The following is a 13,007-nucleotide window of genomic DNA, read 5'->3' on the forward strand; positions in this document are numbered from 1 at the left end:
CCATGGCAAGCCCGCCCGGCCCTCGCCGTGGCGAGCCGCCCGCCGCTAACGGCCGGCGTTGCTCGGTGCGGTCGGTCATGCCTGCCAGGCGGCGATCGGGTTGCCGAGCCACCGGCTGTCGGCGGGGACCTCGTCACCACGGGTGACCAGGGAGCCGGGGCCCACGGTGGTACGGGCGCCGATGCTCGCGCCGGGCAGCACGATGCTGTGCGGGCCGAGGGTGGCTCCCGCGCCGAGCGTCACCTCGTCCATGCTCATGACCCGGTCGTGGAACAGGTGGGTCTGCACCACACACCCCCTGTTCACCGTCGCACCGTCACCCAGGCCGACGAGGTCGTACTCGGGCAGCCAGTAGGTCTCCAGCCACACCCCTCGGCCGATCTTGGCGCCGAGTGTACGCAACCACGCGGTGATGAGGGGAGTGCCGGTGGCGAACCGGGCCAGCCATGGCACGCCGAGCACCTCGACGAACGTGTCGGCGAGCTCGTTGCGCCAGACGAACGACGTCCACAGCGCCCGATCGGCGACCCGGAAACGGCCGATGAGCAGCCATTTCGCGGCCGTCGACAGGGCACCGGCGACGAGTGCGGCGGCGAGCATGACGGGCCCGGCGGCGAGCGCGGCGGCCCACCCGCCGGCGGTGCGCCACACCGTCACGAGGGCGGCGAGGACAGCGACGGCCAGGCCCGCGGCCAGGATGACCGGGATGATCCGGCACAGCTCGATCGCGGCGCGGGCCAGCTTCAGCCGCAGTGGCGGGTCGTAGGTGAGCGCGGCGTCGGCGGCCTCGACGGTGCGGCGCAGCGGCATCGGCGGCGCACCGAGCCACGACGAGCCCTTCTTCGCCTTGCGCGGGGCCGACGACAACACCCCGACCAGACCCCGTTTGGGTACGGACCGCCCGGGCGCCGCCATCCCCGAGTTGCCGAGGAACGCCTGCTTGCCGATCCGCGCCGGGGCGACCCGAAGCCACCCGTGGCCCAGCTCGTACGTGGCGACCATGGTGTCGTCGGCCAGGAACGCCCCGTCGGCGACCGTGGTCATCGACGGCACCGCGAGCACCGTGGAAGCCTCCACGCCCCGCCCGACCTTGGCGCCGAGCAGGCGCAGCCACACCGGTGTGAACAGGCTCGCGTAGATCGGGAACAGCCCCACCCGGGCCATGCCCATCAGCCGCTCGGTGGCCCACACCTGCCACGCCACCCGCCCCTGGACGGGGTGGTAGCCCTCGCGCAGCCCGATGCTGAGCGCCCGTACGGCGACGAGCACGAGCAGCGCGTAGCCGAGAAACCAGGAGACCGCCGCGACCGGCACCGCCGCGACGACGTGACCCGCGGTGACCGCCCAGCCGAGCAGCACCAGTCCGGGCAGCGCGGCCACGACCGGCACGAGGCCCAGCAGTTGCGCGGTCGTCGCGTACGCGGCCGCCCAGCAACCGGAGCGCAGCCGCGTCGCCGGGGTCCGGGCCGGCGGCCACTCCGCGGGGATCTTGGTGGCCCGGACGGCACCGACGACCGTGGTGCCGGCGGCGATCCAGGCGTTCTTGGCGACCCGGGCACCCGGGGTGAGCGTGCTGCGCGCCCCGACCCGGGCACCGGCCCCGATCCGGATCTTGCCGATGTGCACGACGTCGCCGTCGACCCAGTGGCCGGACAGGTCGACCTCGGGCTCGATCGCCGCGCCCCGGCCGAGCTTGAGCAGCCCGGTGACCGGCGGCGCGGAGTGCAGGTCGACGTTCGGGCTGATCTGCGCCCCGAGCGCCCGGGCGTACGTGATCATCCAGGACGCCCCGGCGACGCTGGTCGCACCGGTGAGCTCGGCGAACCGTTCGGCCGCCCACAGCCGCACGTGCACGCTGCCACCACGCGGGTAGTCGCCCGGGCCGACGCCGCGCAGCAGCAGCCGGGCGGCGCCCGCGGCCAGGCCGATGCGACCGGGCGGGCTGAACAGCACCAGCCAGCCGGCCGCGATCCACCACCAGGAGACGGACGGTGCCAGCGGCACCAGCTTGCTCAGCACCGCGAGCACGGTGACCCAGCGCAGCCCGACCAGCGCGAGCATCGGCAGCATGAGCAGGGCCTGCAAGAAACCGGCCCGGCGCGGCGTAGGCCGGACCTCGGCGCGAACCGTCGCGGTGGTGTCCAGCGCGTCGAGCACCGCGGCGAGGCCGGACAGGCTCGGGTTCTGATAGATGTCGGCGACCGACACCTGTGGGTGGGTGCGCCGGATCCACGCCACGAGCTGGGCCGCGGTGAGGCTGCCGCCGCCGTGGGTGAAGAAGTCGGCGCCCGCCTCGGCGGGCCGCATCCCGAGGATCGCCTCCCAGCCGCCGGCCAGCCATTCCTGCGTCGCGGTCAGCTCGGCGCCGTCGTCCGGTGCGGTGACCAGCGGCCACGGCAGCGCGGCCCGGTCCACCTTGCCCGAGGTCCGGGTCGGAAGATCATCGATCACGGCCAGCAGCGGTACGAGCGCGGCCGGCAACTGCTCCCGGATCCGCGCCGCCGCGGCGGTCGTGTCGAACTCCTCGCCGTCGCGGACCACCACGTAACCCACGAGCAGCTGGTTGCCGGCGGCGGTCTTCTTGACCGCGGCCGCCGCACCGGCGACCCCGGGCAGGGCCTGCAGCGCCGCGTCGACCTCGCCCAGCTCGATCCGGCGCCCGCCGAGCTTGACCTGCTCGTCGCCACGCCCCATGAACAGCAGGCCCTCGGGCTCGGCCCGCACGATGTCCCCGCTGCGGTAGGCGCGGTCCCAGCCCAGCGACGGCAGCGCGGCGAACTTCTCGGCGTCCTTGGCGTCGTCCAGGTACCGCGCGAGCCCCACCCCGCCGATGACCAGTTCGCCGGTCTCCCCCATCGCCACGGGTGCGCCGGCCGCGTCGATGACCGCGAGCTCCCAGCCCAGCAGCGGCAACCCGATGCGCACGGGTCCCTCACCGGTCATCCGCGCGGCGCAGGCCACCACGGTCGCCTCGGTCGGCCCGTACGTGTTCCAGACCTCGCGCCCCTCGACGGCGAGCCGTTCCACCAGCTCCGGCGGGCAGGCCTCACCACCGAAGATCAGCAGCCGTACGTCGTCGAGCGCCTCGACCGGCCACAGCGCGGCGAGCGTCGGCACGGTGGAGACCGCGGTGATGTGCTGCTCGGCGAGCCACGGCCCGAGATCGACCCCGCTGCGCACGAGCGACCGGGCGGCGGGCACCAGACACGCACCGTGGCGCCACGCGAGCCACATCTCCTCGCACGACGCGTCGAACGCCACGGACAGCCCGGCGAGCACCCGGTCACCCGGCCCGATGCCCTCGACGTCCTCACCGGCGAGGAACAGCTGAGCCTCGGCATCGACGAACGCGGCGGCCGCGGCGTGCGTGACGGCGACCCCCTTGGGCGTACCCGTCGATCCGGACGTGAAAATGATCCACGCGTCGTCGGCGGGACCCGGACGGCCGTCCTGCTTGCCCGGCGTGCCCACCACCGAGACGGCGAGGCCGTCGCCGAGCACCGCGCAGACCCCGGCCTCGGCGAAGACCAGATCGGCCCGCTCCTGCGGATCGTCGGCGTCGACCGGCACGTAGGCGGCGCCGGCCGCGAGCACCCCGAGGATCCCGAGATAAAGATCGACAGAACCCGACGAGACGCGTACGCCGACCCGGTCGCCGACACCCACCCCGTGCCCGGCCAGCGTGTCCCGCAGCGCCCCGACCTCGTCGGCCAGCTGGCGGTAGGTCAGCACCCGGGTGCCGTCGTCGAGCGCCGGGGCCCCCGGATGCGCACCGACGGTCTCGTCGAGGATGTCCAGGAGGGTGCGCCGCAGGGGCGCCGACTCGGAGGGGAAAACTGCCGGAGCGAAAGGTGCGTCGGCGATCTCGCAAAGATGTACCAGGCGCAGATCAGTCGTCACGGTCACCGAGCGAGCTCCATCTCCACCCCTCACGGGGTCAGCGTCAGCCTGGCCTGCACGTCGTCGTCGCAATGCCGTGGGCAGCGTTCAACGTTACTGGCTATCGGGTTGAACAACGCTCGTATTACGGATTCGTGTCGGAGGACACAGGGTCGCGTGCTGGTGCCCGGGTGGCCGGAGACCTGCCGCAGAGACGCCTGTCGATTTGTTGCGCGAGTTTCTGTTGTCGCGGCGGGAGCGCGGCATCTACGGCACAGAGCCCCCACAGAGAGGAAGGCCTGTGTCCAGCTTCCAGACAGGCAAGATCGCCCTGGTCGCGACGGTGGCCGGCGCGGTGGTCGCGCTGGCCGGCGTGCCGTCCGAGGCGGCGACCACGCCGGTCGCCGGTGGCACCTATCAGCTGGCGTCCGCCGCCAGCGGGAAGTGTGTCGACGTCACCTCGGCGTCCACCGCCAACAGCGCCCTGCTGATCCAGACCGCCTGCGGCACCACCACCAGCCAGTCGTGGAAGGTGGCCGGTTCCGGGCCGTTCACGCTGGCCAACGGCACCAGCACGCGCTGCGTCGACGTGCCCGGCGGTTCGGCCGTCTCCGGCACGCAGCTGCAGCAGTACGGGTGCGGCGACGGCACCAAGACCAACCAGCTGTGGACATTCACCGCGTCCACCGCCGCGGCCGGGAAATTCCTGGTCAAGAGCGTCGCCAGCGGACTGTGCGTCAGCGACAAGGACGGCTCGACGGCCGGCAACAACCCGATCGTCGAGGAGACCTGCGCCGACATCGCCCGCATGCAGTGGTCGTTCAACCAGGTGGGCGGCGGCAGCGTCGCGGCCACCGTCGCCAAGGACGGCACCGGGCAATACACGACGGTGCAGGCGGCGATCGACGCGGTGCCGGCGAACAACACCGTACGGCGGACCATCACCATCAAGGCCGGCACGTACCGGGAGATCGTGACCGTCCCGTCGAACAAGCCGTACGTCACGCTGCAGGGTCTCGGCGGTTCCGCGAGCCAGACCGTGATCGTCAACAACCACAGCTCGGCCGGCGGGTACGGCACGTCGGGCAGCGCCACGGTCTTCGTCAACGGTCATGACTTCGCGGCGGCGAACCTCACCATGAGCAACGACTACGGCGAGGGCAGCCAGGCGGTCGCCGCCAACGTCAACGCCGACCGGTCGGTGTTCTCGAACGTGCGGTTCCTCGGCGCCCAGGACACGCTGCTGGTCAACAACTACCGGCAGTACTACGTCAATTCGTACGTGGAAGGCACCGTCGATTTCATCTTCGGTGGCGCCACCGCGGTCTTCACCAGTTCGAGCATCCACGAGAAGCGCAGCACCGGCGGGCCGATCACCGCCGCGAACACGGATGCCGCGAAGACGTACGGAATCCTGTTCTACAAGAGCACGATCACCGGTGCCGCGAACAACGTCACCCAGCTCGGGCGGCCGTGGGGTCAGGCCGCACAGGTGCTGTACCGCGAGTCGAACCTCAGCGCCACCATCAGGTCCGCGCAGCCCTGGACCGACATGTCCGCCAACACGTGGCAGAACGCGCGCTTCTCCGAGTACCGGAACACCGGCTCGGGCGCGACCACGAACAGCAACCGCCCGCAGCTCAGTGACAGCGCCGCGGCGAACTACACCCCGCAGAAATATCTGGCCGGCACCGATGGCTGGAACCCGGTCGGATGAGGAGACCAACAATGCGCAGGAATTGGTACGCGGGAGCGCTCACCGTCATCACCGCCACCGCGATGGCCGGCTTCGTGATCATGCCGTCCGAGGCGGCGACCACGCCCGTCCCCGGGGGCACCTATCAGCTGGCGTCCGCCGCCAGCGGCAAGTGCGTCGACGTGACCGGGGCGTCGGCCGACAACTCCGCACTGCTGATCCAGTCGGCGTGCGGCACGGCAACCAACCAGCAGTGGAAGGTCCAGGGCGGCACCCAGGCCAACCTGGTCAACGCCAGGAGCACGCGCTGCGTCGACGTGCCGAGTTCCTCCACCGTGTCCGGTACACAGCTGCAGCAGTACGGATGCGGCGACGGCACCAAGACCAACCAGCTGTGGACATTCACCGCGTCCACCGCCGCAGCCGGGAAATTCCTGGTCAAGAGCGTCGCCAGCGGACTGTGCGTCAGCGACAAGGACGGCTCGACGGCCGGCAACAACCCGATCGTCGAGGAGACCTGCGCCGACATCGCCCGCATGCAGTGGTCGTTCAACGCCGTGAGCGGCGACGGGCGGAGCTGGTCCAACACCGCGGACGGCTTCGCCCAGGGTACGACCGGGGGCGCCGGCGGCACCACGGTCACCGTCACCACGTACGCCGACCTGCTCCGGTATGCGACCGCGGCCGAGGCGTACGTGATCCGGGTGAACGGCACGATCACCGTGCCCACCTACGGCTACGAGCTCCCGGTCAGGTCCGACAAGACGATCGTGGGCGTCGGCACCACCGGCCGGATCAGGAACGGCGGGTTCTTCCTCGGCACCGGCATCCGCAACATCATCATCCGCAACCTGACCATCGGTGACACCGCGGTGGCCTCCGACGACCCGGACGACAAGGACTTCGACTACGACGGCATCCAGATGGACACCGCCGACCATGTCTGGATCGACCACAACACGTTCACGAACATCAACGACGGATACATCGACAGCCGCAAGGACACGAACTACGTGACCGTGTCGTGGAACCGGATGGGCGACCACAACAAGACGTTCGGCATCGGCTGGACCGAGAACGTCGTGGCCCGCATGACGATCCACCACAACTGGATCTACAACTCCAACCAGCGCAACCCCAGTGCCGACAATCTCCTGTACGCGCATCTGTACAACAACTATCTCCAGAACGTCACCTCGTACGGGAACTACGCGCGTGGCGCCTCGAAAATGGTGCTGGAGAACAGTTACTTCGAGAAGGTCACCAACCCGTACTACCCCGACGCGACGGCCCAGCTCAAGCAGAGCGGCAGCATCGTGGTCAGCTCCACCGGGCGGCAGGAGACCCTCGGTTCCGCGTTCACACCGAGCAGCTTCTACTCGTACACCCTGGATCCGGCGGCGAACGTGCCCACCTTGACCAGGACGTACACCGGCCCGCAGGCGTCCATCAGCATGTGACGCGGGTGGCGCGCCCGTCGCGGGGGCAGGTCCCGCACGGGCGCGCTCCGCCGGCTTGAGCTCCGCGAACGACGCGGAGTGTCCGGGTCCATCGGCGGCCCGGCGGTCGTAGCCTCCTCGGCATGACGCAAACGCACACTCTCGTCACCCCCGGTGCCGACCTGGTCTACGACGTGCGCGGCCCGCTGCCGCCGGCCGGTGGGCTCCCGGTGTTGCTCATGATCGGCCAGCCGATGACCGCGGAGGGCTTCACGTCGCTCGCCGGGCATTTCCCGGACCGGACCGTGGTCACGTACGACCCGCGCGGCCTCGGGCGCAGCACCCGCAAGGACGGCCGGACCGACCACGCACCCCAGCACCAGGCCGCCGACCTGCACCTGATCATCGAGACCCTCGGCGCCGGCCCGGTCGACGTGTTCGCCAGCAGCGGCGGCGCGGTGACCGGCCTCGACCTGGTCGCGACCCACCCCGGCGACGTGCGCACCCTGGTCGCCCACGAACCACCGGTCAACGCCGTGCTCCCCGACGCCGCGAACGCCGACCGGGCCCGGGCCCGCTTCCACGAGGCCTACCAGGCGAACGGCACGAGCGCGGGCATGGCCGCGTTCATCGCGATGACCTCCTGGCAGGGCGAGTTCACCGAGGACTACTTCGCCCAGCCGCTGCCCGACCCGGCGATGTTCGGCATGCCGCCCGGCGACGACGGCACCCGCGACGATCCGCTGCTGTCGAAGAACTCCTGGGCGGTCACCGACTACCGGCCGGACGCGGCCCTGCTCACGGCCGCCCCGACCCGGATCGTGGTCGCGGTCGGCGAGGAGACGGCGGGCACGTACACCGCGCGTACGGCGATCGGCCTGGCGTCCCTGCTCGGCCAGGAACCGGCTGTCTTCCCCAGCCACCACGGCGGTTTCCTCGGCGGCGAGCACGGCTACGCGGGCAAGCCGGCGGAGTTCGCGGCCCGGCTCCGCGAGGTCCTCGACGCGGGGCACAACTAGAGACCCGGCAGCGGCGGGTGGCTGTCACCACGATGCCGGCGCCTCGGCACCCGACGGAGCAACGCGTCCGCTCGCGCGGGTACCGGGACATCGAACCGGGACAGCGGGGCGAGCGGACGTTCGCGGATCCGGACAACGACGTTGTCACGGTAGGGATACCACCCGTCCTGCATCGCACGGCTGCCGAGACGGATGACCGGCAAGGCCGACCCGTACATCCTGCTTGCCGGGGCCCAGCACGTAGTCGAGGAGGGTGAAGACCTCACCCCCGAGCTTTGACGTCGCCCGGTCGCCGGTGCGGGCACAGACCCCGTTCTCACCGCTCGGGGTGTACCGGCCGTTGGCCCCGCACCTCTGACACTTTCGATCCCCGCGTGCGGCGGCGGCTAGGGTGACCGGCATGAGACTTGCGCGGGTGCGGACCGGGACCGGCGAATGGGTCTCGCTGGAGTTCGGGCCCGGTGGGGTCGAGGTCCGCGCGATCTCGGCGGTGCGGCAGCGGGCCGCCCGGGTGTGCGGTGGGTCCCTGGTCGTGGCGTTCAGCCTGGCCGCGGTGGCGATGAACGCGGACAACCGGGGTGTCCCCGTCCTGGGGCCCACGATGTGGATCGCGGCCGTCGTGGTGCTCGTGGCCGGCGGGCTCGGGGCGGGCTGCTGGTGGCTGGCCTCCGTGCTGCGGCAGCGGGGCGAGGACCGGGACGTCATCACCGCGGACACGGTGACGGCGGCGCGCAGCTCGGTAGCCGACGGCGAGGTCACCGTGTCGATCAGCACCGCCGACGGCGCGGAGCGGAGCTTCAGTGTCGCGGGCCACGCCGGGGCGGTGCTGGCGACGGAGTTCGGCCGGCTGCTGCAGCCCAACGGTATCGCCGTCGCCACCGGCCCCTGAGCGGCCCGCACGACGCTGTCTCAGCGCGACAGCAGCCCCTCGAGCTCGCCGCAGTCCAGGGCCGCGCGACGGACCTTTGCCACCCGTGCCAGCGCCTCCTGCGCGGGCAGCCGCCGCAGGCCCTGCCACAGGGCCACCGCTTCGACGTTGGTCTCGGGGTCCTCGGAGATGGTCTCGGGGTTCGTCTTTTCCGCCGAGAGCGGTGCGGTGCCCATCAGGTAGAACGCGGCCGCACGGGCCACCGGGGTCCGGTAGCCCCGGTTGTCGCAGTCCGCGAGGGGCTGGAACGCCGCGCCGACCGCCTCGGGCAGCAGGACGTCGCGGTGGGCGAGTCCGCCTTCGGCGTCGATCCGGATGGTGAGGAGCAGGAGGTCGGCGCGCCGGGGTGGTGACGTGTCGGGGCCGTATGTGGTGGTGTCCTCCTGCGCGCCGACGGGTGCACCGGGCAGTTTCGACAGCATCTCCAGCGCCTGCCGGGCCCGGGGAGCCACCTCGGGCAGCACCGCCTCGTGGACCCGGCTGACGCACACCCGGGGCGCGTCGCGGGTGCATACCTGGGCCTGGGCGACCGGGTCGATCGGGGTCAGCACCTCGTCGTCGTGCGGCATGATCGCGATCGCGGCGGTGGCGCCGAGCACGACCGGGAGCAGCGCCGCCGTCCGGGACCACCGGCTCCGGGCGACGAGCAGCAGCACGCCGGCCAGGCCGAGGGCGGCGAACCAGACGGCCTGGGCGCCGCTGACCCGGTCGGCGATCGTCTGGTAGTCGTAGTACAGGTTCATGCCCCAGGTCGGGCTGAACACCATGGCCAGCCAGTCCCGGTCACCGACCGCGAACGGGCCGAACATGATCAGGGCGAAGCCGGCCACCGCCAGCGCGGGCGCGGTCGCCGCCGTGGGCGCCAACCGGCCGACCGCCAGGCCGACCCAGGCCGCCCCGGCCAGCGAGAGCGCGCCGACGGCCACGGTGACGAAGAACGCCAACGGCAGCCGGGTGGCCGTGTCGGCGATCCACGGCGCGGCGGCCGCCGTTCCCACGACGTAGGCGAACGCGACCGCCAGGCCCATCGCGCCGGCGATCGGCAGCATGCGCTGGGCATAGGGCCGGGGCGTGGTGCCGAACAGCTCGTCCACCTTCGAGCGGTGGTCCCGGCGGCCCTGCCAGGCGCCGGCGGCGAGGGTCAGCGGCCACAGCAGCACGGTGTACTCCCGTTGCACGACGGCCAGCGCCATCCACCCGGGTGCCCACCGCTGGGTGGCGGCGTAGAGCATAGCCGCCCCGACCAGCGCCAGGATGAGCGCGACACCGGCCGCGGCGGAGCGGCGCAGCTCAAGACGCAGGACGCGGCTCATCGACCCGCCTCCGCGCGGTGGCGGCGCAGGATCGCGGAGTAGCCCCGTTCGGCCGGGCTGTCGCCGGCGTGGCTGGGGTCGCCCTGGGCGATGAGGCTGTCGGGGGTGCCCTGGAAGAGCAGCCTGCCCTCGTTGATCATGACCACGTCGGTGCAGGCGGCGACCACGTCCTCGACGAGGTGGGTGGAGACCAGCACGCAGCTGTCCGTGCCGATGTCGCGCAGCAGCTCGCGGAAGTCGAGACGCTGCTCCGGGTCGAGACCGACGGTCGGCTCGTCGAGCAGCAGCAGGCCGGGGTCGTTGACGATGGCCTGGGCGATGCCGGCCCGGCGCAGCATGCCGCCGGACAGGGTCTTCATCCGGGCGCCGGCCTTGGCGCCCAGCCCGACCCGGTCCACCGCCCGCTGCACCGCGGCCGGCACCTCGGCTTTGGGCATCTCCTTGAGCCAGGCCATGTACTCCACGAACTCGCGCACGGTGAACCGCGGATAGAACCCGAAATGCTGGGGCAGGTAGCCCAGCCGGCGCCGCACCGGGCGCAGGCCGCCCCGGGCGTCGGCGGGCCGGCCGAGCAGGCGCAGCTGCCCACCGGCCGGGCGCACGACCGTGGCCAGCGCGCGCATCAGCGTGGTCTTGCCGGCGCCGTTGGGGCCGAGCAGCCCGTGCACGCCGGTGCCCAGGCTGAGATCGAGCCCGTCGACGGCGAGGTGCCGCCCGGCCCGGACCTGTAGCCCCTCGGCTCGCACCGCCCAGATGTGCGCCACGTCGTCGACCGCTTCCAGAGTTCGTCTCACGGCCGGTAAGACGACCGGGATCGTGGCACGGTTCTCGACTTGGCGTGATCCGGGTCACATAGTAGAGATCGATAGTGTTGATCAATGCAGAGTGATGGCGACCGTTATGCCCCGTACGTCTCAGTTCCGGAGATGCTGTTCCACCGGGTGCGTGACAGTCCCGACCGCAACGCGTTCGCGGTGCCCACCCCGGACGACACCGGTCTGACGTGGCTGACCTGGGCACAGACCGGCGAGCGGGTCACCGTCATCGCGGCCGGGCTGCGCGCGCTCGGCGTCACCGGCGGGGACCGGGTGGCGCTGCTGTCCGGCACCCGCCTCGAATGGGTGCTGGCCGACCTCGCGGTCAACTGCGCGGGTGCCGCCACGACCACGGTCTATCCGACGACCGAGCCGGCCGACGCCGCGTACATCGTGGCCGATTCGGGGTCGAAGGTCTTCATCGCGGAGAACCCGGAACAGGCCCGCAAGATCGCCGGGGCGCGGACCGCCGTGACCCACGTCGTGCTGCTCGACGGCGCGCCCGAGTCGGAAACCCAGCTCACGCTCGCCGACCTGGAGGAACGCGGCCGGGCCGCGCTGGCCGCCGAGCCCACGCTGATCGCCGATGTCGTCGCCACCATCGGCCCGGACGACCTGGCCAGCCTCATCTACACCTCCGGCACGACCGGGCGGGCCCGCGGCGTCGAACTCACCCACGGCGGCTGGGTGTGGCAGGCCGTCGCCCAGGACGAGGTCGGCGTGTTCGACCCCGAGGGCCTGCAGTATCTGTGGCTGCCGCTGTCGCACTCGTTCGGCAAGTCGCTGCTCTGCGGCGTCATCCACGTCGGCGTCCCGACCTACGTCGACGGCCGGGTGGACAAACTCGTCGACATGCTCGCGGTGGTCCGCCCGACGCTCATGTGCGCCGCCCCGCGCATCTTCGAGAAGGTCTACAACAAGGCCGTCACCACCGCGATCGCCGGCGGCGGACTCAAGGCCAAGATCTTCCATTGGGCGGTACGCGTCGGCAAGCGCAAGGTCGCCATCGAGCAGGACGGCGGCATGGTCCGCTACTTCCTGGCCGTGCGGTACGCGCTCGCCGAGCGGCTCGTGTTCAGCAAGCTGCAGAACCGGCTCGGCGGCAAGGGCATCGTGCTGGTCTCCGGCTCGGCGCCGCTGAGCCGGGACATCGCCGAGTTCTTCGCCGCCGCCGGACTGCCGATCCTCGAGGGGTACGGTCTGACCGAGTCGAGCGCCGTCAGCTTCGTCAACCGTGTCGGCGCGAACCGCATCGGCACGGTCGGGCAGCCGCTCGGCAACCTCGAGGTGACGATCGACTCCGACGGCGAGATCCTGCTGCGCGGCGCGTCGATCATGCGCGCTTACCATCACCTCCCCGAGGCGACCAGCGAGACGTTCACCAAGGACGGCTTCCTGCGCACCGGCGACATCGGCACGCTCGACGACGACGGCTACCTGACCATCACCGACCGCAAGAAGGACCTGGTCAAGACGTCCGGCGGGAAGTACATCGCGCCCAGTGCCATCGAGAACCTCTTCAAGGCCGTCTGCCCGTACGCGTCGCAGGCGATCGTCATCGGCCAGTCCCGCAACTACGTCACGATGCTGGTCACCCTCGACGAGGAGTCGATCGTCGCCTGGGCCGGCGGCCGGCCGTACGACCAGGTCGTCACCGCCCCGGAGACCGAGAAGCTGGTCGCGGGTTACGTCGAGCAGCTCAACGCCAAGCTGAACCGCTGGGAGACCGTCAAGAAGTTCACGATCCTGCCCCGCGACCTCACCATCGAGGACGGTGACCTGACCGCGTCGATGAAGGTCCGGCGCCGCGTCGTGGAGAGCACGTTCGCCGACCGGATCGACGACATGTACGCGGGCAGCGTCGCCCAGCTGGGGTGATACTGGACGATCGGGCCGCGCGGGGAGCTACCCCGGCATT

Annotated in this window: 8 protein-coding genes; 5 read left to right on the forward strand and 3 right to left on the reverse strand. The window is 71.5% G+C overall.

Translation table 11 applies throughout. The features are described from left to right. Positions 1-75 precede the first annotated feature (75 nt). On the reverse strand, positions 76-3,900 hold the full coding sequence (locus tag ACIA6A_RS16840; RefSeq protein WP_396098996.1) for a Pls/PosA family non-ribosomal peptide synthetase: 3,825 nt from the start codon (positions 3,898-3,900) through the stop codon (positions 76-78). A gap of 280 nt (positions 3,901-4,180) precedes the next feature. On the opposite strand from ACIA6A_RS16840, the gene ACIA6A_RS16845 reads away from it, so the two are divergent. The 4 genes from ACIA6A_RS16845 (at position 4,181) to ACIA6A_RS16860 (ending at position 8,922) form a co-directional block, all read left to right on the forward strand. Beyond that, a complete protein-coding gene (locus ACIA6A_RS16845) occupies positions 4,181-5,596 on the forward strand; it encodes a pectinesterase family protein (protein ID WP_396098576.1) in 1,416 nt (471 codons plus the stop codon). A gap of 11 nt (positions 5,597-5,607) precedes the next feature. Then, positions 5,608-7,035, forward strand: a complete 1,428-nt coding sequence (locus ACIA6A_RS16850) for an RICIN domain-containing protein (RefSeq protein ID WP_396098577.1) — start codon at positions 5,608-5,610, stop codon at positions 7,033-7,035. A gap of 122 nt (positions 7,036-7,157) precedes the next feature. Continuing rightward, positions 7,158-8,033: an alpha/beta fold hydrolase gene (locus ACIA6A_RS16855; RefSeq protein ID WP_396098578.1), complete on the forward strand. Its 876-nt coding sequence runs from the start codon at positions 7,158-7,160 to the stop codon at positions 8,031-8,033. A gap of 400 nt (positions 8,034-8,433) precedes the next feature. Beyond that, complete coding sequence (locus ACIA6A_RS16860) at positions 8,434-8,922, forward strand: hypothetical protein (RefSeq protein WP_396098579.1); 489 nt, start codon at positions 8,434-8,436, stop codon at positions 8,920-8,922. Between the two features lie 20 nt (positions 8,923-8,942). Here ACIA6A_RS16860 and ACIA6A_RS16865 read toward each other — a convergent pair whose 3' ends face one another. Beyond that, complete coding sequence (locus ACIA6A_RS16865) at positions 8,943-10,274, reverse strand: hypothetical protein (protein WP_396098580.1); 1,332 nt, start codon at positions 10,272-10,274, stop codon at positions 8,943-8,945. Continuing rightward, complete coding sequence (locus ACIA6A_RS16870; RefSeq protein ID WP_396098581.1) at positions 10,271-11,068, reverse strand: ABC transporter ATP-binding protein; 798 nt, start codon at positions 11,066-11,068, stop codon at positions 10,271-10,273. The genes ACIA6A_RS16865 and ACIA6A_RS16870 overlap by 4 nt, the downstream gene beginning before the upstream one ends. Before the next feature lie 84 nt (positions 11,069-11,152). Between ACIA6A_RS16870 and ACIA6A_RS16875 the strand changes: the two genes are divergently transcribed. Further along, a complete protein-coding gene (locus ACIA6A_RS16875; RefSeq protein WP_396098582.1) occupies positions 11,153-12,967 on the forward strand; it encodes an AMP-dependent synthetase/ligase in 1,815 nt (604 codons plus the stop codon). Positions 12,968-13,007: the final 40 nt, after the last annotated feature.

It is taken from the genome of Actinoplanes sp. NPDC051494, from assembly GCF_044454705.1.
Lineage (GTDB): Bacteria > Actinomycetota > Actinomycetes > Mycobacteriales > Micromonosporaceae > Actinoplanes.

Coding starts and splice junctions, on each gene's coding strand:
- ACIA6A_RS16850 (WP_396098577.1), top strand. CDS start 5,608: ATGCGCAGGAATTGGTACGCGGGAGCGCTCACCGTCATCACCGCCACC.
- ACIA6A_RS16855 (WP_396098578.1), top strand. CDS start 7,158: ATGACGCAAACGCACACTCTCGTCACCCCCGGTGCCGACCTGGTCTAC.
- ACIA6A_RS16860 (WP_396098579.1), top strand. CDS start 8,434: ATGAGACTTGCGCGGGTGCGGACCGGGACCGGCGAATGGGTCTCGCTG.
- ACIA6A_RS16865 (WP_396098580.1), bottom strand. CDS start 10,274: ATGAGCCGCGTCCTGCGTCTTGAGCTGCGCCGCTCCGCCGCGGCCGGT.
- ACIA6A_RS16875 (WP_396098582.1), top strand. CDS start 11,153: ATGCAGAGTGATGGCGACCGTTATGCCCCGTACGTCTCAGTTCCGGAG.